Origin of the sequence: Pseudoalteromonas sp. EB27, from assembly GCF_001974875.1 — a bacterium.
Taxonomy (GTDB): domain Bacteria; phylum Pseudomonadota; class Gammaproteobacteria; order Enterobacterales; family Alteromonadaceae; genus Pseudoalteromonas.
On record NZ_MTQD01000005.1, the window covers coordinates 192,212 to 215,723 of the forward strand.

Sequence of the window (23,512 nt, forward strand, 5' to 3'; positions counted from 1 at the left end):
GATAGACCGTTATTTTAACACGAAATTTTGTTTGGGATAAATCAAAGCACTCACCGACTTGATAATGTTAATAGCTAGTTAACTTGACTTTGCAAAATAAGTGAACCATAACTGTACAAAGACTGTATAAAAATAAACCAACCAAAACAGTAATACGTTCCTTTTATGGAGTAAGCACTATGATATTGAATCACCTCTGGGGCATTTATGCTCATCCACTTGAAGAATGGCAAACAATAGATAATCGCCATGAAAGTTTAACCTATAGTTTGTCACATATTTTATTGATTGCTTTATTCCCTTCAATAATGGGCTACTACTCATCTGTTTATTTAGGGTGGAGTATAGGTGCCGGCGATCCCGTATTTTTAACACACGATAGTGCTCTGCTAATTGCAGGCGCAATGTATTTTGCTTTAATAGCGGGCGTATTCGCATTGGCTTATTTAGCCCATTGGATGGCCGTTACATTTGGCTCTAAGCCTACATTTACACAAACACTTGAACTTGCAGCATATACTGCAACGCCAGTGTTTATGTCAGCACTCGCCGCTTTTTGGCCTGTACTCTGGTTTGTAGTTTGTGCAGGAATTATTGCACTAGCTTACTCGGTCTATTTACTCTATACCGGCGTACCTATACTTATGCATATCCCCGAAGAGCGTGGCTTTATTTACGCCAGCTCGGTAGTAACGTGTGGATTAATATTACTGGTTATTATTTTAGCTGTAACAGCGATGCTTTGGACAAATGGGATTGTTAGCCCTATGTTTACTTAATAAAGAGTCGTGTTTGATGGAAATATTCCCTTTCTTTCCTTCGCAAAAAAGGAGCTAATTAGCTCCTTTTTTTATATTTAATAGTTTTTATCAATAACCATTAATCAGCTTCGTTTTCGTCTTGGTTGTGTATTTCTAAACTTGAAGACATCGCACTTTCGCGGGTGCTTTTTGCTGAATCGTTACGTAGCTTATCAATTCGATTTAAATAGTTTTGATCAATATCGCCAGTAATATATTGGCCATCAAATACTGAGGTTTCAAACTTAGTAATTTCAGGATTTTCTTGGCTAACTGCTGCAATTAAATCTTTTAACGATTGAAAGATTAAACCGTCAGACCCTATGCTTGCATTAATATCTTCTACTTCACGTCCGTGAGCAATAAGCTCAGCTGCTGAAGGCATATCAATACCGTACACATTAGGGAAGCGTATTTCAGGTGCCGCTGATGCAAAGTAAACGTTTTTAGCGCCAGACTCTCGGGCCATTTCAACAATTTGTGCTGATGTTGTACCACGAACAATTGAGTCATCAACCAATAATACATTTTTACCTTTAAATTCGCGATCAATTGCGTTTAGCTTTTGACGCACTGACTTTTTACGCATTTCCTGACCAGGCATGATAAATGTACGACCAATATAACGGTTTTTAACAAAACCTTGGCGATACGGTAAATCAAGTACACGTGCAATTTCCAGCGCTACATCACATGAAGTTTCTGGAATTGGGATAACTACATCAATATCTTTGTCTGCCCATTCGCGTGCAATTTTTTCGCCTAGTTTAGTCCCCATATTTACACGTGTTGCATACACAGACATACGGTCTATTGTTGAGTCAGGTCGAGCAAAATAAACAAATTCAAAAATACACGGCGAGTAAGATGCCTTATCAGCACAACTAAGTGAATGGAATTCACCCTCTTCTGTAACATATATAGCTTCACCAGGTGCAACATCACGTACAAACTCAAAACCATCCGGTTTCAACGCAACGCTTTCTGAGGCAAACATGTACTCAGTACCTTTTTCGGTTTCGCGTTTACCAAATACAAGTGGGCGGATACCATTAGGGTCGCGAAAAGCAACAATGCCATGGCCGATAATCATAGCAATCGTTGCATAGCCACCGCTTACTTTATTGTTTACTTCGGTTACCGCAGTAAAAATATCTTCAGGGTCTAAATGCAACTTATCAGACTTACTTAATTCATGTGCCATGATATTAAGTAAAATTTCAGAGTCTGACGTTGTATTAACGTGACGACGTGCTTCTGAGAATAACTGCTCTTTTAAAGCTTCTGCATTAGTAAGGTTGCCATTATGGGCAAGCGCTATACCAAACGGTGAGTTAACATAAAAAGGTTGTGCTTCAGATGAGCTTGAAGATCCTGCTGTAGGATAACGCACATGGCCAAGGCCAATTGTACCTTGGAGTCGTTTCATATGACGGGTGTGAAAGGCATCTTTCACAAGGCCATTTGCTTTGCGTAAGCTAAACGTATTATTCTCAATGGTAATGATACCCGCGGCATCTTGACCACGGTGCTGCAAAACAGTTAAGCCATCATAAATCGCCTGATTCACAGGGGATGTTCCGACTATTCCAACGATACCACACATGTAATTTATCCTCGCCGATTAACGGTTTACTGAATTTAAAAAGCTCGAGTTGTTTTCTAGGTACGAAAAGAACCATTCAACTACAAAGCCAAATTCTGGAATCAAAATAGAATTGCCCCACCAGTGCGTATTGGGTGCACCAGTAAAAGCATCAAGAAAGAAGAGTAACGCGCTCACGACCAACACGCCTCGTAGAGCACCAAACACTATGCCAAAAACACGGTCGGTACCCGATAAACCAGTACGATGTACAAGCTCACCTAAAATATAGTTTAGTAAACCGCCTAACAGTAGCGTCGCAAAGAATAATATGGCTATGGCCGCAGCATTTCTTAAAAGGGGTTCAGAAATGGTTGTTAGGAAGGAAGCTAAATATTGGTAAAATAAGCTAGAGATGATAAAGGCGCCAGCCCATACCGCTAATGACATTGCTTCTTTTACAAAGCCGCGTATTAAACCGATGATGGTAGACAATGCAATGATGCCAATAATGGCGTAATCAACCCAGATCATAAGAACCAATTAGTCGCTAATTTGGGGCGCATTCTATACCCAAACATCGTTAGTATGCAAGTTTAAACGGGAGATTACTGGGTTGTAGTCAATACAAAAAATTAACATTATAGAATGGGTATTATGAGATAAAGATAATGATAAAAACAAATATAAATAAATAAAAAAAGGCTTGTGATACAAGCCTCTTTATAATTATTTTGTAACTTCGTATTGCGTAACTTTACCATTCAATTTAGTAAGCTCTTTCAGCTGGGGAAGCTGCTTTTGTAATTCATTTTTATCAAGCGAAGGACCAACAAATACCTTGGTTAACGTCCCATTTGGGGTTTTAATCGGTTTAGTAAACGTTTTAAACCCTTCAACTTTTAATTTAGCCTGTAATGCTTTTACATTTGCAACATGTGAAAAGCTACCTAATTGAATAACGTAAGCCATACTTGTTAGGTTTTCATCACTTTTACGAGGCGCAATAGATTTTGGTTTAGCTTGAACAGGCGCTTTTGTAATTGGTGTAGCTTTAGGTTCAATAGTCGCTTCAACAACTTTATTCTCTACAGCGTAGTCACTCTCATCCATAGCATTTTGCTGCTCAAAAGCTTCATCATCAGCTTGAATATCTTCAATTTCATCTTGTTTTAGTGGTTCAGCATTAGCCATGTTTTCATCAATTGACTCTTGAAGATCGATTGTTTTGAACTCAGGGCTATCAGGAATCGCTTTAAAGCCTTCTTTATAATGCACTTTTTCGCCATCGAGTATATTAGGGATAAACACAATTGCTGCGATCACTACTATACTTGTTCCGACTAAGCGATTAATAAAACTTGAGTTCACCGACATCCTCTCTATTTTTTAAAGTAATTAATAGCGCCGGCCACTGTAAAAAATGAACCAAATACAATCAACATAGTATCACTTTGTTGTTTTGGTAAAATTACACTTAGTGCCTGTGCCACACTATCATAGCTATTGATAGTATTATGATGAGATATACCCTGCAGCGCATTTTGTAAATTACTTGCAGTGTCGCCTCGGGAGCCACTTAAACTAGCTAATGACCACTCATCGACTAAGTGACTTACTTCTTTAAGTACACCTGCTTTATCTTTATCAGCAAGCATAGCGGCTAATGCATGAATTTTAAAGCCTTTATCTTTATAGCTTGATAACTTATTGGCTAAATAACGTGCCGACTCAGGGTTATGTGCTACATCGGTAAAGACTAAAGGCTCAGTAGTTAACTGCTGAAACCGCCCTTCTACAACTAAATTAGCGAGGCAACTTCGTATGACTTGCTCACTAGGTAATAAGCTTAAAACACTTAGTGCAGTTAACGCCGTTGCTGCATTTTGACACGGTATTGCTGGCTTATCTATTTCAAGATTATGTTCTTTATATTGCCAATTAAAGCTCTCAGCATTTTCTTTGAAAATAAAGTCACTGCCCGACAACGTCATATTGGCATTAATCTCTTTGCCATAATCAGTCATTGTGTGAGGAATATTTAAATCCCCTATAATAGCAGGCGTATTTTCACGAAAAATCCCGGCTTTATCATAAGCCACTAACTCTCGTGTATCACCTAGGTACTCTTTATGATCTAAATCGATGGTGGTGATCACGCTTGCAAAGGGAGTTACTATATTTGTAGCATCAAAGCGCCCACCTAGACCCACCTCTAGTAATACATAATCGACGCTGCAGCGTTTAAAAATTGCCAACGCACCCAAAGTACCGTATTCAAAATAAGTCAGAGGAGTGTCTTTACGGCCTTGCTCAAGCTGGTGAAAAGCATCTATATGGAATTGGTCTGCCAGTTCTTCGCCATTAACTCGTACACGCTCGTTATAACGAATTAAATGAGGAGATGCGTAAGTACCCACGCTAAACCCCTGCGCTAGCAATAGCGACTCTAAGCAGCGTGCAGTGGTGCCCTTACCGTTTGTACCGGCAATAAGAATAATTTTACTTGGGGTGTTTAAAAGGCCAATAGTGTTGGCAACATTAGCAACTCGTTCTAACCCCATTGCAATGTTAGCTGGGTGAACACTTTCTAAATAAAAAAGCCAATCATCAAGGCTTGATGATTGGCTAGGAATTGATTTTGTCATAGCGTGTAATCAGTAAAGCTGAAATTTACGCTACTCTATGCTCTTGTTCCGTAGAAGGCAAGTTCATAAATTTAGCTAAAATGCGTGCAAGGGTATCGCGCATTTCACGGCGGTCAATAATCATGTCAATTGCACCGTGTTCTAGCAAAAATTCACTACGCTGAAAACCTTCTGGTAATGTTTCGCGAACAGTTTGTTCAATAACACGAGGACCTGCAAAACCAATTAACGCTTTAGGTTCAGCAACGTTAATATCACCCAGCATAGCAAGTGATGCCGATACACCACCCATTGTTGGATCGGTCATTACTGAAATAAATGGAAGACCTTTTTCAGTCATTTTTGCAAGTGCAGCGCTTGTTTTAGCCATTTGCATAAGCGACATAAGCGCTTCTTGCATACGTGCTCCGCCTGATGCAGAAAAACAAATAAGCGGCATGTTATGCTCTAAACATTGATCAACAGCATCAACAAAGCGAGCGCCAACAACAGAAGCCATTGACCCCCCCATAAATGAGAATTCAAATGCTACCGCTGCTACCGGAATACCTTTTAATCGGCCTTTCATAGCTACAAGTGCATCTTTTTCACCACTTGCTTTTTGCGCTGCACTGATACGGTCAGAGTACTTTTTAGAATCTTTAAACTTAAGAATGTCTTTAGGCTCATGTTGTGTACCAAGCTCTTGACGATCACCTTCATCTAAAAAGTGCTCTAGGCGCTTACGGCCACTAACACGCATGTGGTGGTCACACTTAGGACATACGTTTAATGACTTTTCTAATTCAGCTTTATATAAAATTGAATCACACGATGTACACTTAGCCCAAACACCTTCTGGGATTTCTTTACGACCTGATGATTTTGTCGTTTTAGGTAAGATTTTTTCTAGCCAACTCATTTGCAACTCTCTTAATACTGTTCTGTGTCGCGAGCCTACTAATAGCAATTAGCAGACAAATTTTTTCAATTAAAACATGAATTACACTAACGCGGTATAAAAAACTGGTCTTAGTAGTTCAAAGTGCTTATAAAAAGTACTTATACCACATCTATATCAGGCAAAAATAAAGGGCCTAAAGGTGTTTGAGGAATATTAAATTGCTCAGGGTAGTCAACATCCACTAAATACAAACCAGCGGCCTTAGCGGTAGCACTGGCCTTTGCGCGTTCTTTACAATCAAGTAGCTCTTTTATCCATATAGGTTGTTGTTTATGTAAACCAACATCCATTAAGCTGCCTGTGATATTACGTACCATATGATGTAAAAATGCATTCGCTTTAATATCAATAATAACGTAAGTACCTTGGCGCTGTACCGACAGATGATGAATTGTTCTTGTCGGTGTATTCGCTTGGCAATGTATAGCCCTAAAAGAGGTGAAATCGTGTTTACCTATTAAATACTGACACGCCTCTTGCATCTTTGTTTCATCAAGATGGTGATGAAAATGCGTAACACCCTCGTTTAATACAGCTCCTCGTAGGGGGGAGTTATAAATAACATAGCGATAACGACGGGCTGTAGCACTAAAACGGGCATGAAAGTCATCAGCAACCGGTTGGGCAAAGCGAATAGCAATATCTTTAGGCATTAAAGTATTCATACCTAGTGTAAATGCGACCATATCGCGATCGGCTTGCGTTTCAAAGTGTATTACTTGGCCTGTACCGTGCACACCAGCATCTGTACGCCCTGCACATATAACCTCAACAGGATGATTACAGATACGCGACAACGCTTTTTCTACTTCTTGCTGTACGCTATTTACATGTGATTGACGCTGCCAACCACTGTAACGTGCGCCGTTGTATTCAACTCCAAGTGCTACTCGCATAATTACCGTTTTACCTACTGTGCTAATGAACGAGGCATTTTATGCTATCTAACGATGCAATAAAAGGAGACCTGTCGTAATCAATCCAATACACATAAAAAAACCCGTATTTAGCTGAGCCAGATACGGGTTCTTATAAACATTTTAATTATTTTATTTTAGTTTAGCTTTTAAGCTAAGTGCTTCCTCTTGAACTTCTTCAGGACCTTTGTTAATGACATCCTCAATGACTTTAAGCGCAGAATCAAAATCATCAATTTCAATATAGGCACGCGCTAAATCAAGTTTAGCTGAGTAGCCACCACTTTCAGCATCAACATCCGTCGGATTATCACCGGCAAGTAATGCATCAAACTCACTCAAACCGACATCCATATTAACGTCGGTGTAAGGTTCATGTTCAAGTTCAGCGTCGTCACTTTCATCTAATAATGAATCAATATCTACAAATTCATCATTATCAAACTGCTCAACATCACTACTTTCAACAAGTGACTCTTTTGTAGTTAATGGGTCATCTGTCTCTAAGTCCTCTTTTAACAAGCTGTCAAAGTCAACATCAAATTCACTGCTGTCATCAACACTTAACTCTTCAGGCTCTGCTAACTCACTAAGTAATGAATCAAAATCAGTTTGCGTCAAATTTGACATAAACTCTTCATCAAGTTCGTCGTCAGAGCTAATATCAGTGCTACCCACTTCATCTAAGCTTGTTAACTGTGCTTCGCGCTCTGCATTTGTTTGCTCTTGCGATTCGTCTGATAACTCATCAGTTAGCGCTTGCTCTAAACTATCTTCGTCAAATTCAGCATCTAATTTAGAAAAATCATTTTCAATTAAAATCTCATCATCAAAATCATTTTCTAAACCATCTAAATCAGCATCTGTCATAAGCGCATTTGCTAAATCTTGCTCTGCCTGACTAGAAGCTATTCCTGGTGCCTCGCCATCTAAATCATCCCCTTGTAATTCTTCAGGGGTAAATGGCAACTCACTTTCTAATGTTTCTTGAACTTCATCAAGGTTAAGGGGTTTGGTGTCATCTTCTATACTTGGTGGTTCAACAGAATCAACCTCATCATTAATTTTTTGACGTAATTCATCATCAAGTGACTCATCTTCAATCTCAGTTTCTAATTCAGAGAAGTCATTATCAATTAATAGTTCATCATCGAAATCATATTCTAAACCATCTAAATCAGCATCTGTCATAAGCGCATTTGCTAAATCTTGCTCAGCCTGACTAGAAGCTATTCCCGGTGCCTCGCCATCTAAATCATCCCCTTGTAATTCTTCAGGGGTAAATGGCAACTCACCTTCTAATGTTTCTTGAACTTCATCAAGGTTAAGAGGTTTGGTGTCATCTTCTATACTTGGTGGTTCAGCAGAATCAACCTCATCATTAATTTTTTGACGTAATTCATCATCAAGTGACTCATCTTCAATCTCAGTTTCTAATTCAGAGAAGTCATTATCAATTAATAGTTCATCATCAAAATCATCTTCTAAACTATCTAAATCACCATCTGCCATAAGCGCATTTGCAAGATCTTTCTCTGTTTGACTAAGTGCTACTGCATTTTCATCATCTAATGCTTCTTCTTTGGGTTCTTTCGACTCAAACGATGGCTCACTCTCTAATAATGGTTGAGCGTCGTCTAATTCAAGTTCAGGGTACTCATCGAGTTCTTCACTTGGCGTTACAAGCTCGCTATCAAGCTGATCTTCAGTACTTGTAATATCTGAGTCATCGTCGCCTGCTAGCGGATCGTCACCAAGGTCTACTTCTATTTCTTCAAGATCATCATCAAGCTCGTCTAAAGACCAATCAGGTGTTTCTAAATAGTCATCATCTGTAGTTTGCTGTAGCTCATTTAAAAGCTCATCAACGCTCTTTAAAGTATCATCTGTATATTCTTCAAGTGCATCTTCAGGATCAAGAAGCGACTCTGATGTGTCTGAAAAATCATCTACGGTAATATCTATAAGCTCAGGCTCTTCTACAAGTTCTGGTTCTTCTTCAAGTTTAGGCTCTTCTAAAAGATCTGATTCTTCTTCAAGCTCTGGCTCTTCTAAAATTTCAGGTTCTTCTGCAAGCTCAGGCTCTTCTTCAAGCTCAGGCTCTTCTGCAAGCTCAGGTTCTTCTAAAAGCTCTGGCTCTTTTTCAAGCTCAGGCTCATCGCTAAGCTCAGGCTCTCCTGCAAGCTCGGGCTCTTCTACAAACTCGGGCTCTTCTAAAATTTCAGGTTCTTCTACAAGATCAGGTTCTTCTAAAAGCTCTGGTTCTTCTTCAAGCTCAGGCTCTTCATTTAATGATGAAGCAAGCGACTCAATATTATCAACATTTAATTCTTCTTGAGCATCTGCTAAATCCTCAACTGAGTCTGCCAATGCATTATCAATTTCTGAATCTCTTACATCTGAATTTTTTAGTTCATCGTCAATTAGGTTATCTATATCGTCTAAATCAAAGTCGTCACTTTCCTCAACTAATAAATCATTTGCAGTATCAACCGCGGCCTCATCAATTAAGCTATCTATATCGTCTAAATCAAAGTCGTCACTTTCCTCAACTAATAAGTCATCTGCAGTATTAACCGCTGCCTCATCAATCAAACTATCTATGTCGTCTAAATCAAAGTCGTCACTTTCCTCAACTAAAGATTTATCTGCTGTATCAACTGCGGCCTCATCAATTAAGCTATCTATGTCGTCTAAATCAAAGTCGTCACTTTCCTCAACTAATGAATCATTTGCTGTATCAACTGCTGCTTCATCAATTAAACTATCTATGTCGTCTAAATCAAAGTCGTCACTTTCCTCAACTAATGAACCATCTGCAGCATCAACTGCTGCTTCATCAATTAAACTATCTATGTCGTCTAAATCAAAGTTGTCGTTTTCTTCTAGAAGTTCATTTTCGTCGAGTAACTCTGCATCAATTGAGTCATCTACCACATCACTTTTTGGTTCATTCGCTTCATCAATTAAGCTATCTAAATCAAAGTCGTCGCTTGAATCAAGTTCATCTAAAGTGTTATCTGAGGTATCTAATTCTGTTGATGTTTGATCTAATAATTCATCTATATCAAAATTATCATCATCTGCAAGCTCCTCACTTAAAGCCGCCATTTCATCATGAGACTCTAAGCTATCATCTTCTAAAGCTTCGCTTGTTTGTGGTGCATCAAACTCAGGTAGACTATCGTCTTCATCAAACAAGCTATCTAAATCGTCATTAGTTAGAATTTCATCATTGTTTATTGAGTCATCAGATAAGTCTAAATCTATATCTTCAGCGTTTTCATCTGAAGGTTGATCAAACCCTTGCTGCATAAAAATATCAAGTTCATCATTGTCATCGGTATTTTCATCATCAAAAACAATGTCATCACTTAGTAGGCTTTCGAGCTCATCCTGATCGAGCAAATTTTCACCACCTGAAAAATCATCTAGGCCGTCATCTAAATCATCATCAGGCAACATATCATTTTCGAGATTATCATCAAGTTGAACACTCAAGTCATCTAAAGGATCGGGTACAATTGGATCGTCATTTAAACTTGGATCTAAATCATCATCGCCAGTATAAGTTGGGGTTTGTGGTAAAAAGTCATCATCGTTTTGTAGCTCTTCTTGATTACTTGCTCGTTTGCGTAAAAACATAACAATTGCAAAAATAATCAGTAGCCCAGGAATAAACATTAATAAACCCAGCACTATAGGATTTGAAAATAATGAGCTTAAATCAAACGATTCTTTTGGTATTACCTCTTGTTTTTTTTGTTGTGCAATAATCTCGTTTTGTTTAACAATTAGTTCTTTTAACTGATTTTGAATTTCGCTGTCTTGTCCTAACTGTAAGCGTAAGTTTTCGAGTTCGTTCGAAATACCTGATAATTGTTTTTTAAGATTATTATTTTCAACTAAAATTTCTTCTACATTGCTTACAGAATTTTTAAACTGTTGTTGTAACTCAACCAGCTTAGTACCTTGCTCTGTTTTTATTTCATTTAATTCTTTCTGTATCTCTTTTTTGGCATCGTCTACGTCGACTTTACGAGCTTGAGTTACTTTTGTTTGCGCTGAGGTAATTTCGCTTTGCGTAAGTGTGCCATTTTTTTTCTTTTCCCATAATGCATCATCTTGCTCAGAACGTTGCTTTGCAAGCTGTGTATTTACACTTTTTATTTCGGCTAAAGTTGGGATTTTTAAATAGGCACCATTTTGAATATGGTTAAGATTTTGTTCTAAAAATGAGTTGGGGTTTTTGTTATACAAGGCCTGCATAACTTGATAAATGCTGACGGAGTTATCTGGGCGCACTTTAGCCGCTATACGCCAAAGTGTATCAGTTGGTTTAATTGGCCCAATAGATCGCCCTTGCGCACCATAGTCAACGCCTTTAGGCCCCTTTAATTGGGTACTGTCTTGAGAGTAAACTGGCGTTACTATCAATGCAGACGCTAATATAATAAGTGTAACTAAACCGCGCATGCTGATCCTTTAATATTTAAATATTAACAAAACACTTAAAGCTTAAGTGCATAAATATTGTTGATTATTGCTGTTATCAGCCAAATGACTGACTCGCATTTATTATTACAATCTATTTTTATTGCAAGCTCTATTCCAATTACAAACTATAAACCAGTTAGGGCTTAATATCCATCGCAACACCTTGAAAATAAATGCCTTAAAACATCTTTATAAATATTAATTTATTGAGTGTTATCAATCAGTTTTTATACTTTTAGAATTAAACGGCAAAAAATTGACAAGCTCTATAAACAAAAAGCGGCAAACAAATAATGTTTACCGCTTCTCAAGTGTGTTCAACGCTATTAACTATTACATGTAATTAGCAATAAGCTCTTCTGCAATTTGAATACTGTTAGTTGCAGCACCTTTACGAGTGTTATCACTTACAACCCACATGTTTAATCCATGAGGATGAGAAATATCAGCACGTAATCGGCCTATATAAACAGTATCGTTACCACTAGCGTCAGACACTGCTGTAGGGTAATCACCTTCATCATCAATTAGCTCAACACCAGGCGCGTCTTTTAAAAGTTGCTTAACGTGTTCAAAGTCATAAGGCATGCGCGTTTCAATATTAATTGATTCTGAGTGACCAAAAAATACGGGAACACGTACACATGTAGGATTTACTGCAATGGTGGTATCACCCAAAATTTTATGAGTTTCATTTACCATTTTCATTTCTTCACGCGTGTAGCCATTATCTTCAAAGCTATCAATTTGAGGAATAACGTTAAATGCAATTTGCTTTGGAAATACTTTATTGTCCATAGGGCGTGCATTCATCAAATTAGCTGTTTGCTTTGCAAGTTCATCAACCGCTTCTTTACCTGCACCCGATACAGCTTGGTAAGTAGATACGTTGATACGGTCTATTCCATAAGCATCATAAATTGGTTTAAGTGCTAGCATCATCTGAATAGTTGAACAGTTAGGGTTAGCAATAATATTACGGTTTCTAAAATCAGCTAGACTTGAAGCATTAACTTCTGGCACCACTAGCGGGATTTCAAAATCATTTCTAAAGTGCGATGTATTATCAATTACAATACAGCCGGCATCAGCAGCAATAGGAGCATATTTTTCAGATACACTACCACCAGCAGAAAACAAACCTATATGCGCTTGGCTAAAGTCAAAGCCTTCAACGTCAAGTACTTCAATGGTCTCACCACGAAACTTTATGTCTTCACCTGCGCTGCGGCTGCTCGCAAGTAAAAAAAGCTGATCGACAGGAAACTTACGATCTGCTAGCGTTTCAATGATTTGACGGCCTACTAAACCAGTAGCGCCAAGTACGGCAACGTTATATTTTTGCGACATATTTCTTCCTCTATAAACGACATTAAAACAACATCGTTAGTTAAATTATTATTTAGCTATGCTAAAGCCAAGTTGACTAAGTGCTGCTAGTTGTGGGCTATCACCTTGTAGGAATAAGGTGCTAAATTCTCGCCTTACCGGATAGTTTTTACGTAAACTATCAAAGCCCTCACCTTCTAAATGACGAAGTAAAATTCCGTCATCGCGGCGTACGTCATAAATTAAATGCACCAAACGGGCAATATCTTGCTCATTAAGGCTTTGCGTAACAGCTGCATTTGTAATAGCAGGCATTGGTAAAAAATCATCCAACGATTTACTCACCTCTATACCTTTTAGGTCACACAATTTTTGATACAACATTTGTGTACCTCGTGCTTTCCCCTCAAGTGTATGACCTGCGATATGCACACTGGCATAACGCACATGCTCTAGTAATTCAGTTAGAATATTGGGCTCTTTTTCCCATACATCAAGTACTAAATCTAAATCAGCCCCAGCTTCCATTACCTCAAGCAATGCGCGGTTATCAATTACATCGCCTCGGCTTGCGTTAATTAGCGTGAGTCCTGGCTTAAGTGCTTTTAATCGCTCTTTATTCATCATGTGCAGCGTTTTGTGCTCGCCACTTATAACAAGTGGAACATGAAAAGTAACAACATCTGATTGCGCTAATAACTCATCAAGCGCTACATGCTCTTGTAGTAAGCCCTTTTCGTGCTTAATTGGATCGCACAGCAGTACGTCGACATTTAATGCTTTTAATTTTTGCGACAAACACGTTCCAATGTTACCCATTCCTACAATACCAATTGTTTGACCACATAATGGGCGCGCATTTTCTTGGCTTAATGCAAATAAACTACTAATTACATATTCAGCTACAGCAACGGCATTACAACCAGGTGCACTGGTAAAAGCAATATTTCTATCATGTAGTAATTGCGTATCAATATGGTCAATGCCAATTGTGGCAGTCCCCACAAAGCGCAGCTTGTTAGCTTGTGCCAATAGTTCATGATTAACATTAGTCACTGAACGAGTAAGGAGTACATCTACATTTATTAATTGTTCAGGCGTTAATTTACGACCATCAAAACGCTCAACCTCACCAAAGTCTGCAAAGTACTGCTCAACTAAAGGCATATTTTGATCGGCAAGAATTTTCATCACTGAGTCCGTTTGGCAATTAAGTGGCGCCATTGTAACGAACAACCAAGCCTTTACACAAACTAAAAAGGCGCATTTAAGCTGATACAAATACTTAAAAGTGGTTATGTTGATTGTTTTAAATCAGCAATTTAAATTAGGGATTTAAATTATGCGGATAATAATTTTACTATTGAATATATAAAGGCCGAATCACAGCATGATTCGGCCTTTATTATGAAAAATAAACTTCAATTACATTGAATTTTATTTACTTGATTTTAGTTTATAGCTCAAAATCTTTTTTGAATTTTAAACCAAATTCGCTGCGGTCATTACTACGCATTACACCAACAAAACCTGATTGTTGTAGACGACCAACATCGTAAACTTCGTTTAGAACGTTTTCACCATACAGTGTAACTTCCATATCGCCATATGGATTAGTGTACGAAATATTAAAACCAACTAATTCACGAGAATCAATAGTCTCACTTTGGTTGTAAACTGATTGACCTTGCATTTCACTGCGATACGAATAATTAGCATTAAACGCAAGTGTTGCGCCACTCTCTAAATCCATAAAGTAAGAAGGTGCAACCATGACAGTCCAGCGTGGTGTAAGTGCTGGTGAATCGCCTTTACCTATGCCTTGTACGCCCTCAGTAACTTCTGTTATTTCAGAATCTAAATAACCAACTGCACTACGAATAGTAAAGTCATCGGTAATAGCAACGGTTGTTTCAAGTTCAATACCTTGCGCTTTAGATTGACCCGCATTTTCTACAATTGTTACAAAGCCACCACCCGCTGTTGGATCTGAAAACGGTAATGCTAAATCGGTGTAATCAGTCACAAATACCGCAAGCATCATAGATACATTTTCGTGTACTTGGCCTTTTAAACCCATTTCGTAGTTAACCGCTTTTGTTTCGTCAAACGATACAAATTGATCTGGTCCACCAAATGGACGCGGTGGAAAACCACCTGTTTGATAACCTTTTTGAACCTGGCCATACACATTCATATTATTGCTAAGCTGATAAGATGCATTTACATCCCACGTAACTGCATCAAAATCCGCACTTACATACTTACGAGTTGGAAATGATGGGAATATAGCATTTGCATCTTTCTTATCTTTTGAATAACGAAGGCCACCACCAACCGTTAAATCGTCTGTTAAATCGTAGCTGGCATTTATATATGCTGCATACGAATTAGTTTCTTGGTTAATTTCAAATTCGCCGTAACCACCAAATGATTCTGTTACACCATCATTCAACAAGCCATTAGGTGTATTAAATGGGCTAAATACAAACGGGCCTGAACGTGTAAAGCCATCTTCATTAAAAAAGTAAAGACCAGATACAAAGTCCATATTATCGAATGTTGCATTTAGCTGAACTTCAAAAGAGTATTGATCAGCACCGCCCTCCTCTGGGAACTCAGACAAGTTTAAAGGTGATGCATCATCATCTAGGCCACCTTCATACTCAGATGTACGGTAACTTGAGATAAACTTAGTAGTATAAGTGTCGTTAATTGCCCAATCGGCTGAAAACGATGTGCCCCAACCTGAGTAAGAGGTAGATTCAATACCCGCAACGGTTGTACCTAAATCATCAGGGTCTGATGGAATTAAATCTTGAGTCAATAATGGGAAATCTCCATTAAACACATCGCTTGCATCTAGCGGATCAGTTAATTCAATTGTGTAGGGCGATTGGCCAGATTCGTTATCGACACCATCTAAAGAAAAAGTAAATGCTAAGTCGGTATTTACTTGCCATTTAAGTGCAACACGGCCGCTAAACTCCTCTTCTTCACCAATTTCTTTTTCTGGGTTTGCTAAATTAACTGCCTCGCCCACACCATCACGTGTTTTGTACGATGCACTTGCAGACATACTTACTTCATCTGTTAGTGAATTGTTAAAATAAACATCACCTGCAATACGTCCGCGACTCCCCAGCTTTGCAGTAGTAGTTACAATACCTTCATCACCAGGTTGTTTGGTAATTACATTTACAGCGCCACCTAATGTATTACGGCCATATAAAGTACCTTGTGGGCCACGAAGCACTTCAACACGCTCAACATTAGGTAATGATAAGTTAGAACCCATTTGACGACCTAAGTACACACCATCAAGATACACACCCACACCCGGATCGGTAGTTATTATATGATCTTGCAAACCTATACCGCGGATAAATACAGACGCATGCGCAGAATTACCCACGCCATAGCGGGTAATATTTAAATTTGGAACATATTTACCAATATCTTCTAAGTTACTCATATTGGCTTTATCAATTAGATTAGCGCCAATTGACGTGATAGCGGTTGGAGATTCAAACAGGCTCTCTGTACGTTTACGAGCTGTGACTTCTATCTTTTCGAATGCGTCTTGTTTAGCTGTTGTTTTAGCTTCTTCGCTGTTTACAGAGGTAGTGAGTGAAGCAAGAATTGCTAAGCTTAACTGTGAGAGGTTACGTAATTTCAAAATATTCTCCAAAGGATACCGGATGATTTAGTTATGCATTTATACTTAAGAGTATAAAATTCAGGCATAAAAAAGATGCTTAATAGCACCTTTCCTCTGGACGGGTATTATATGACAGAATTGTGAAGAAATGTATAAATTATTTGAATGAATGTATAAAGAATAAAAGTGATTTAGACATTGTTAGTTTTTGGTGGATTATCACAAATCAACAACATTGATATCGACCTCACTAAAAAATTGTTTTAAAACAAAAAATCGCATAAGTTCAATTTTAAAAAACACATAAAATGTACTTTACACATGCACTTTAGTGTATAAAAAAAGAGCTAAAACACATTCTCCTATCATTGAAATTAACTAAAAATAAGAATATAGTACTAAAATGTAATCTATGGATAGAATATTATGAATATTATGAATATTGTAAATACAGTAGATAAAAGCCAAAAATGCTTCACCAACTCAAATTACACCTCACTTTTTTGTGTTGCAGCTGACTTCAACGTCCTACTCGTTAATTATCAAGCTTTAAACGTCATTACCAATTATGAACTTATAAATCAGTTTATGCTAAAAAACGGTCATCAAGGACTCGTTATTTTTGACGTACCCAAAGACGGAGATGTACTCGCATTAAAAGAATGGCCTAATTTAAAAGGGTTGTTTTATGAAGGTACTGACGAGATACTATTTCAGCAAGGGTTAGAAGCTATAGAGCAAGGAAAACTTTGGTTTCCACGTGCTGTAACTGACGGTTGGATGAGACAAATGCTAGCGAGTGAACAGCAAACCACACTGCAATCCAACAATTTAACATGTAAAGAAATGAAAGTATTAAACTTATTATTTTCAGGCTTACATTCAAGTGCAATTGCCGACACTTTATTTATAAGTGAAGCTACTGTTCGCGTACATTTACACAAAGTTTATCAAAAGATTGCTGTGAAGAACAAGCAACAAGCATTACTTTGGTGTCAAAAAAACTTAAATAGAATTAATAGTTAAGCGGGCTTATTTGAAACCTTATTGTATCTGAATATTCTCCGGCAGCTTGCCTTTCAAAATCATTTAGTTGAATTTTTAAAGGTAATAAATAAACGGTCTGCCTTGAATATAAGAATTTATGTTGTGATACGTTATTTAGTTCAAGCCAACTTCCTGCCAGATCTAGACTGTAATTAATTGCATATTTATCTCTATAGAGACTATGTATTAATCTACCATTATTATCTGAACTTACAGATAATTGAATATCTGAATTAGTAACAACTTGTAAGCTAGGTAACATAGTGTATTCCTTACCCGGAATTAACTCTCCCAAATTAATAGTATTTGAAAATGTATTATACCCAAGTACAGAAAGACTTGTTCTAGGCGCAATATTTTCTTGAATGCTATATTCTTGTTCATCTAACAACTTGCTCCCCTGGTCGTATAATTTCATTTGAAGTCTATCTGTATAAACACCAGCTTTAATAGGCGTTCCTGATGGTATTAGTAAAGACAATATCGTCGAAGAATTAGTAAAGCTCAACTTTAAAGTTGATGTGCTTACTAACTGACTCTGTATACTTTGCATTTGGTACGGAACACTTTGAAATTGCCCTTTTAACTGAGCTTGGTTCTCACTTGTAATCAAGAGCTGTAATTGACAATTCTCATCATTAATAACGCTTATACGTAGCTCTTTCTTAGAGTCTACTTGCTGTAAGGCATGGTAGCTTTCAAAATCATCATAAATATGTTCAATCTTATCGAACCTAGCAGCACATTGCGCATGAATTAAAGGCGTAAAAATAAATAGTGCTAAACCACCCAATAATAAACTTACTTTTTTATTGTACATAAATAGCTCCTTTGCGCTGTAATTGCTCACCTTCAGATACTTCAATCGTAAAATGTGACTTTTCTGCATTATTAAGTGTAATTTCATAATTACAGGCGGTTAAACCTGTTAATGCAAATCGTCCTTTTTTATTCGTAAAAAATGTATGCTCCTTCTTACTACTATTATCTAAACAAATAGCTGTTCCAACCTGTAACGATAGTGGTTTTTTTTGTTGGTCGAACAACGTTGCAATGACTGATATGTTAGCAGCAGTCCCTATTGTAATTGCATGGCCCGTTCGATAAGGTGAATAAAGAGTAATAATACCAGAACCTATATCATACCCTGGCGCTAAGTTGTCAATATCGACTGCAACGTTGGTCGAGGCGTATGAACTTATATCGTTTAATAAAATAGTCTCGAAGTCTTCATTATCTGCTCTATATACATCTTCATATTGCCCCAATATAACTTTTTTTCCTTTAAGGCTAGAGTGAGGCTCTATTAAAGCGAAGCTATCGTATATTGGTTTCCCAACAGCCCAACTCTTATCTGCAAATGCTATACTTGACGCCAAGCTTAATCGGCTCTGATGGTAAGCTGAGTCCTCATTAAATTGCTCATAAAAACTCCCATGATCAAAGTTCATAACAAAACGATTCGCGTTGTATTGAGTATTTAAATCAAAAATAGCTTCATTTAGATCATTTTTTTCAAGCCCAGCTCTTATGTTCAAAGCTCCAACATAGCGCTGATTACTATCTTGAGAGAATTCTAAACGTGTTTTGTCACGCCTAGATTGATGAGATAATTTAGCCCGTCGAGTATTAGAAAACTTATAAGTGACAGACAACCTTACATCCCATTGACTTTCTTCAGCGAGACCCTCCCACTGCCCACCTAAACTATATCTCCATTGGCTATTATCGATCTCACCAGAAAGACTAACCCCAATTGATTTATCAAACTGAGCTTCATCATATGACCTTGATAAGCTTGTAAAAAAAGATGTTTGCGTATTATCTCCCCAAAAAAAACTATAATTAGCCTGAATATAATGCTCTCTTAAGCGAGAACTAGATTGAGAATCAGGCCGATAACCAAGGCCAGTAAAATATCTTGATGAGTATTCATAACCCACCGTAATGTCAGTGTTATTATCACTATGATTTCTATAGTTACTATAAACAATGCGATAGGCATGGCCTGTTTTTTCATTGAAACTTATCGCATTTTCAAACGCAATCTGTCCAATTTTAGCTGCATAAATATTTTTAAAACCAACCTGCTGAGAATACTCATCACCTTGCACTGCCGCACCAGCTGTCCAGCTAGGTGTAATACCATAATCAAGATAAAAGCTGACTAGTGGCTCGTCGTAATCATAATCTAGATCACTACCTAAGCGTGAAGGAACACCTAAATGAAACTCATATTCAAGTTGCCCTTGAGCAAAAAGATCTAAACCGGTCGTTACATCAAAATCAACAAAACGGACTACTCCTGCTATATCAGTGATCCTCAGAGTAATATTATTGCTTCCTTCAGTAAGGGGAATATCATCAAGAGAATATATACCTGCGGCTAAATTAAGCTTTTGTACTATCCGCTCGCCAACTAACACCTCTACAGAGGATGGACTCTCTAAGGTAAAGCTACGTGAAGCGCTGGGCCTGATAGGTCTGTCAGAAACTAGCGAAAAATCATGTGAAAGCGACAAACCGAGTACCCGTGCTGTTGATTGAAAATAACTACCTGAACTATAATTATCACCAATTGATATCCGAAGCCCACTGAGCGGTAGGTCATGTATTACACGAGTACCTAAGCGCCTAATATTTGATGAAGTAGGGGCTACTTCAGATAAATACTCAACTTCGTTTTCTAAAACCCACCCTTCCCAGCTCACTACCATTTCAGAGCGAATAGCTAAAAGCTCATCTATTGTGTCCTCGCTTTTATCTTGCTGATAAAAATAACTTGAATAAGCATTAATAAACCCACTTAGTTTAGCGGGTTCCGATGCTGTTAAATTCCTTGAATCAGATTTTAAACTTAGCTGCTGAGGGCGAGTCAGAGTAAGAGGTACTGATATTGCTAAGCTAAAATCACTCATATCGAATGAAATATTATATCCAAATGACTCTAATGCTTTTGTATCAACAATATTCTTATGAACTTTAGACTCTAAAGAATCAAAATCTTCTGAAAATAAAAGTCGTTCGAATGAAACTTTAATTTCACTCCATTTAAGTGATAGATTATCATTTGGATCAACTGCGAGAGTTAATTTACCAATAGCATTTTTATTCAGTTCTGCTTCAACGCTGAGTTCGATGGTTCTTTTAGACGGGTTAATTTTTGAGTAACATAATTGAGTAAAGCTCAATAAAAATATGCATAATAAAACTCGCATAACTAGCGAGCCAGCACTAAACGTAAATGATTTAAACTTCCTCTCTGTAAAGATTGCGGAATAGGGACTTTTATGACACTGGTGCTATTAGGAGCAAAAAAAACATCGTATCCGTTTGCTTTTAATTGATCTTTTAAAATTCGATCGCTCAAGGTTTTATTTTTAGTAATCTTTATTTCATAATCACTTAATCGTCCAGCCCCTTTTCCTTCATTTAATACTTCAGTGACGATAAAGCCATCCTCAACATGAGGTTCTTTTATAATCAGTTTAGGAACTAATCTAGGTTGATCCAAATGAACAATTAAATTTACATTTAACAACATCGTAAGTTGTGACTGTTTATTTATAGACTGATTTGCAATGGGCTGCTCAATCAAACTAACTTGATAGCTTTTATCTGTACTAGGAAGTTTTTTATCTAACCATCTAAATTGCAACTGTTGGCTTTGCCCTGGTTGCAAAAATAGCGATGGAGGAAAAACCCACAATGGAGAGTCATCTAAAGAAATTAATTTAGGCGTGCCTTGAGAAAAGTCAATTTCGTAAATTTGAATATCAAAAGCAATGTCTCTTGGTAATTGATTATGGACCAAGCTAGAAGCGTTACTTGAACGACTATCAGGAGAGAAAGTAACCACCATAGGCGTTACCTCTACAGCAAAAACAGGTGCAATTACAATTATATATATAAAAAAGTAACTGCATATCCGCAGCATTAAAAATTGACCTCTAGATCACTGCTTGCTGCATTAAATTTTGTTGGAATTTTTATTGAGACCTCACGGCTAGATTTTGGTAATAAAATTTTTCCAGTCAATGCTTTACTTAATTCAGCACCTTCTAATAATAGCTCTTGATCATCGCCTTTAATAAGCCACTGTGCCTGCGATAAGCGAATATATTTATTGCCTGTATTTTCCAGAAGCACATTCCATGTTTCTGTATCTACTTGGCGTTTATTTTTAATTAATAATTTTGCCTCAGCACCTTTAGGCACCACATTAAACAAAGTCCTAAAGCTAACTGACATACCAACGCCTGATTGCCCCGCTTTCTCTAAATCAACAGATACCTGATCAATGGCTATACGGTACGCTTTCGAATTTTCTAATATTGGCTCCCCAATATATCGAACAATTACTGATTGACTCTTTCCGGACGGTATAATCGTAGTCATAGGAATAATTAAAAAGTCATCTTCGTTCGCTTTTAATGCTTCATCACCGTTAGGAGCAATTAGTAAATCAAAAGCTGATATTTCGATAGTTAAAGGGCTATCTGAAGGGTTTGATATGCGAATGGTTTGCTGTGACTGGCTACCTGATGATTCAAGCTCTGCGACCATTGGCTTTACTTGAAAAGCCTGTGATGAGTATGAAGTAAGTAAAAAAACAATTAAAAATAGATAGCGCATATAAAGTCCCTCTTAATAAATTAAAAGGCAGTAGCTACTGCCTTTTAATATACTGAATGATTAGTTAGCTGTAATTGCTAGCATCAGCGTATCTGCGTAAGTACCTGCATAAACAGGGGCTTGCGTCACAGTTAGTAAAATATTACCTGCGACTCCTCCGGCAGCAAGCGTTGGCGAACCAGGCTGACTTTGCGATTCAGACTGATCGTTTTGGCCATTTTCAGCTGAAAGCGTAAAATCAAATGTTCCTGCAGTTAACTTGGCTGTGTAGCCGACACCACGATCTTCATGGTCAGCATTTTGTAAATGTCCTTCAGATGTTGTTAATGACATTGTTGCACCATCAACATCATTACACTGCAAATCAAAACCTACATTTTTAGTTGCACCATTTGATAATGTTTGAAAGAATTGTGTAGTGTTAATGTTGCTCACCCCACAAACCGATGACACTGCACCACCTACATTTAGATTTTCAGCAAATGCTGCGCCAGATGTTAGAGTTGCGATTGCTGATAACACGATTAACTTTTTCATTTTAATATTCCTTATCCATGTGACATATTTGTTTATATTTAATAGTTAGTGTTTTACCAAACTCCACCAGATACAACCGATGGTGTCATTTCTATGCGAAGCACATCCTGGTAACTTCCGGCATAAATTAAAGGCTCATCTAGTTTTAGTTGTAATTTAGCTACGCTGTTAAATAAAATCTCATTAACGTCAAAATTGTACATAGATTTGAGCTCAAGTGCTGTTGCAGAAACGTCGCTTGAAACCCCCTCTATTGACCAATTTAGGTTATAAGAATTTATTTGAGTACTTTGCTGATGGCGCAGGCCACCGTTTTCAGATTGCATTGATACTCGCATAGGTGAATTACAATTAATCACTAGCTTTGTACTCGCGAGGCCATCTGAAGAAAAACGTAGGTTGTTATTTTGAGTAGTAAAGCCGCACACTGGTGAGATATGACCTACCAGAGTTAAACTTACTTCATCGTTACTGAATGCATTCATTGCAAAGCAGCATAATAAAAACCAAGTTAGCTTCTTCATCAGCGCCATTTCCTTTGAACAACCTCGCTAAGACAGGAGTAATCCTATGATAAAAACACCGTTTAGAAAGTTTCTATTTGCTTATGTCTAGCTTTACTTATTGATAATTTCGACTATACGACAATATAAAATATAAACATTTAAACTAAATAACTTATGCAAAACACTTATAATTAGATGTTAACAAATCTATATAGCAGTAAATGTAATAGTTACGGCCTGTAAGTTACATTCAGACGTTATAAACAAGAATTATCAGGCGTATATTTTATATTCAACCCCAGTACTAAACATTTTTAAACACAAAAATTCGCATCTGATTAATTAAAATACAAAATAATATTGATTAAAAATTAAATAAACACCTCAAACCATTCTGTTTATTAGAT

General features: G+C 37.4%; 18 protein-coding genes. 2 read left to right on the top strand and 16 right to left on the bottom strand.

Going from position 1 to position 23,512, the window contains the following annotated elements; translation table 11 throughout:
• The first annotated feature begins 179 nt into the window (after nucleotides 1–179).
• Nucleotides 180–779, top strand: coding sequence for a Yip1 family protein (locus tag BW142_RS07715; RefSeq protein WP_024600094.1), 600 nt, complete (start codon nucleotides 180–182; stop codon nucleotides 777–779).
• A 100-nt stretch (nucleotides 780–879) separates the two neighbouring features.
• Here the strand turns inward: BW142_RS07715 and purF are convergent, their stop codons facing one another.
• The 10 genes from purF to BW142_RS07765 all read right to left on the bottom strand — a co-directional run bounded on the left by purF (nucleotide 880) and on the right by BW142_RS07765 (nucleotide 16,398).
• On the bottom strand, nucleotides 880–2,406 hold the full coding sequence (purF, locus tag BW142_RS07720; RefSeq protein ID WP_024600093.1) for an amidophosphoribosyltransferase: 1,527 nt from the start codon (nucleotides 2,404–2,406) through the stop codon (nucleotides 880–882).
• 18 nt (nucleotides 2,407–2,424) lie between these two features.
• The gene (locus tag BW142_RS07725; RefSeq protein WP_007376853.1) at nucleotides 2,425–2,919 is read right to left on the bottom strand and encodes a CvpA family protein; all 495 of its coding nucleotides are present in this window, start codon (nucleotides 2,917–2,919) and stop codon (nucleotides 2,425–2,427) included.
• Nucleotides 2,920–3,114: 195 nt separating this feature from the next.
• Nucleotides 3,115–3,756: an SPOR domain-containing protein gene (locus tag BW142_RS07730; RefSeq protein ID WP_076924475.1), complete on the bottom strand. Its 642-nt coding sequence runs from the start codon at nucleotides 3,754–3,756 to the stop codon at nucleotides 3,115–3,117.
• 11 nt (nucleotides 3,757–3,767) lie between these two features.
• Complete coding sequence (gene folC, locus BW142_RS07735; RefSeq protein WP_076924476.1) at nucleotides 3,768–5,033, bottom strand: bifunctional tetrahydrofolate synthase/dihydrofolate synthase; 1,266 nt, start codon at nucleotides 5,031–5,033, stop codon at nucleotides 3,768–3,770.
• Between the two features lie 25 nt (nucleotides 5,034–5,058).
• Nucleotides 5,059–5,934 carry an acetyl-CoA carboxylase, carboxyltransferase subunit beta gene (gene accD, locus BW142_RS07740; RefSeq protein WP_007376856.1) on the bottom strand — a complete coding sequence of 292 codons (876 nt, stop codon included), beginning with the start codon at nucleotides 5,932–5,934 and terminating at the stop codon, nucleotides 5,059–5,061.
• A 140-nt stretch (nucleotides 5,935–6,074) separates the two neighbouring features.
• Nucleotides 6,075–6,872: a tRNA pseudouridine(38-40) synthase TruA gene (gene truA, locus BW142_RS07745; protein ID WP_007584098.1), complete on the bottom strand. Its 798-nt coding sequence runs from the start codon at nucleotides 6,870–6,872 to the stop codon at nucleotides 6,075–6,077.
• Between the two features lie 153 nt (nucleotides 6,873–7,025).
• A complete protein-coding gene (locus tag BW142_RS07750) occupies nucleotides 7,026–11,369 on the bottom strand; it encodes a FimV/HubP family polar landmark protein (RefSeq protein WP_076924477.1) in 4,344 nt (1,447 codons plus the stop codon).
• Between the two features lie 354 nt (nucleotides 11,370–11,723).
• Nucleotides 11,724–12,740, bottom strand: coding sequence for an aspartate-semialdehyde dehydrogenase (locus BW142_RS07755; protein ID WP_007586655.1), 1,017 nt, complete (start codon nucleotides 12,738–12,740; stop codon nucleotides 11,724–11,726).
• Between the two features lie 48 nt (nucleotides 12,741–12,788).
• Entirely contained in the window at nucleotides 12,789–13,910 is a 1,122-nt protein-coding gene (locus BW142_RS07760) for a 4-phosphoerythronate dehydrogenase (protein WP_076924478.1), read from the bottom strand.
• Between the two features lie 265 nt (nucleotides 13,911–14,175).
• A complete protein-coding gene (locus BW142_RS07765; RefSeq protein WP_076924479.1) occupies nucleotides 14,176–16,398 on the bottom strand; it encodes a TonB-dependent receptor in 2,223 nt (740 codons plus the stop codon).
• Between the two features lie 417 nt (nucleotides 16,399–16,815).
• Between BW142_RS07765 and BW142_RS07770 the strand changes: the two genes are divergently transcribed.
• On the top strand, nucleotides 16,816–17,406 hold the full coding sequence (locus BW142_RS07770) for a LuxR C-terminal-related transcriptional regulator (RefSeq protein ID WP_076924510.1): 591 nt from the start codon (nucleotides 16,816–16,818) through the stop codon (nucleotides 17,404–17,406).
• Here the strand turns inward: BW142_RS07770 and BW142_RS07775 are convergent.
• The 6 genes from BW142_RS07775 to BW142_RS07800 all read right to left on the bottom strand — a co-directional run bounded on the left by BW142_RS07775 (nucleotide 17,396) and on the right by BW142_RS07800 (nucleotide 23,123).
• A complete protein-coding gene (locus BW142_RS07775) occupies nucleotides 17,396–18,247 on the bottom strand; it encodes a hypothetical protein (protein ID WP_076924480.1) in 852 nt (283 codons plus the stop codon). The genes BW142_RS07770 and BW142_RS07775 overlap by 11 nt on opposite strands.
• The gene (locus BW142_RS07780; RefSeq protein WP_076924481.1) at nucleotides 18,237–20,645 is read right to left on the bottom strand and encodes a fimbria/pilus outer membrane usher protein; all 2,409 of its coding nucleotides are present in this window, start codon (nucleotides 20,643–20,645) and stop codon (nucleotides 18,237–18,239) included. The genes BW142_RS07775 and BW142_RS07780 overlap by 11 nt, the downstream gene beginning before the upstream one ends.
• Nucleotides 20,646–20,647: 2 nt before the next feature.
• A complete protein-coding gene (locus BW142_RS07785; protein WP_253188807.1) occupies nucleotides 20,648–21,289 on the bottom strand; it encodes a hypothetical protein in 642 nt (213 codons plus the stop codon).
• A gap of 74 nt (nucleotides 21,290–21,363) precedes the next feature.
• Nucleotides 21,364–22,062: a molecular chaperone gene (locus BW142_RS07790; RefSeq protein WP_024597954.1), complete on the bottom strand. Its 699-nt coding sequence runs from the start codon at nucleotides 22,060–22,062 to the stop codon at nucleotides 21,364–21,366.
• Between the two features lie 60 nt (nucleotides 22,063–22,122).
• Nucleotides 22,123–22,599 carry a hypothetical protein gene (locus tag BW142_RS07795; RefSeq protein WP_024597953.1) on the bottom strand — a complete coding sequence of 159 codons (477 nt, stop codon included), beginning with the start codon at nucleotides 22,597–22,599 and terminating at the stop codon, nucleotides 22,123–22,125.
• Nucleotides 22,600–22,652: 53 nt separating this feature from the next.
• Nucleotides 22,653–23,123, bottom strand: coding sequence for a hypothetical protein (locus tag BW142_RS07800; RefSeq protein WP_076924483.1), 471 nt, complete (start codon nucleotides 23,121–23,123; stop codon nucleotides 22,653–22,655).
• Between the last annotated feature and the right edge of the window lie 389 nt (nucleotides 23,124–23,512).

What these genes read in the sequence shown, in the direction of transcription:
- BW142_RS07715 (WP_024600094.1), top strand. Translation starts at nt 180, where the DNA reads ATGATATTGAATCACCTCTGGGGCATTTATGCTCATCCACTTGAAGAA.
- purF (WP_024600093.1), bottom strand. Translation starts at nt 2,406, where the DNA reads ATGTGTGGTATCGTTGGAATAGTCGGAACATCCCCTGTGAATCAGGCG.
- BW142_RS07725 (WP_007376853.1), bottom strand. Translation starts at nt 2,919, where the DNA reads ATGATCTGGGTTGATTACGCCATTATTGGCATCATTGCATTGTCTACC.
- folC (WP_076924476.1), bottom strand. Translation starts at nt 5,033, where the DNA reads ATGACAAAATCAATTCCTAGCCAATCATCAAGCCTTGATGATTGGCTT.
- accD (WP_007376856.1), bottom strand. Translation starts at nt 5,934, where the DNA reads ATGAGTTGGCTAGAAAAAATCTTACCTAAAACGACAAAATCATCAGGT.
- truA (WP_007584098.1), bottom strand. Translation starts at nt 6,872, where the DNA reads ATGCGAGTAGCACTTGGAGTTGAATACAACGGCGCACGTTACAGTGGT.
- BW142_RS07750 (WP_076924477.1), bottom strand. Translation starts at nt 11,369, where the DNA reads ATGCGCGGTTTAGTTACACTTATTATATTAGCGTCTGCATTGATAGTA.
- BW142_RS07755 (WP_007586655.1), bottom strand. Translation starts at nt 12,740, where the DNA reads ATGTCGCAAAAATATAACGTTGCCGTACTTGGCGCTACTGGTTTAGTA.
- BW142_RS07760 (WP_076924478.1), bottom strand. Translation starts at nt 13,910, where the DNA reads ATGAAAATTCTTGCCGATCAAAATATGCCTTTAGTTGAGCAGTACTTT.
- BW142_RS07770 (WP_076924510.1), top strand. Translation starts at nt 16,816, where the DNA reads ATGAATATTGTAAATACAGTAGATAAAAGCCAAAAATGCTTCACCAAC.
- BW142_RS07775 (WP_076924480.1), bottom strand. Translation starts at nt 18,247, where the DNA reads ATGTACAATAAAAAAGTAAGTTTATTATTGGGTGGTTTAGCACTATTT.
- BW142_RS07780 (WP_076924481.1), bottom strand. Translation starts at nt 20,645, where the DNA reads ATGCGAGTTTTATTATGCATATTTTTATTGAGCTTTACTCAATTATGT.
- BW142_RS07785 (WP_253188807.1), bottom strand. Translation starts at nt 21,289, where the DNA reads ATGGTGGTTACTTTCTCTCCTGATAGTCGTTCAAGTAACGCTTCTAGC.
- BW142_RS07790 (WP_024597954.1), bottom strand. Translation starts at nt 22,062, where the DNA reads ATGCGCTATCTATTTTTAATTGTTTTTTTACTTACTTCATACTCATCA.
- BW142_RS07795 (WP_024597953.1), bottom strand. Translation starts at nt 22,599, where the DNA reads ATGAAAAAGTTAATCGTGTTATCAGCAATCGCAACTCTAACATCTGGC.
- BW142_RS07800 (WP_076924483.1), bottom strand. Translation starts at nt 23,123, where the DNA reads ATGAAGAAGCTAACTTGGTTTTTATTATGCTGCTTTGCAATGAATGCA.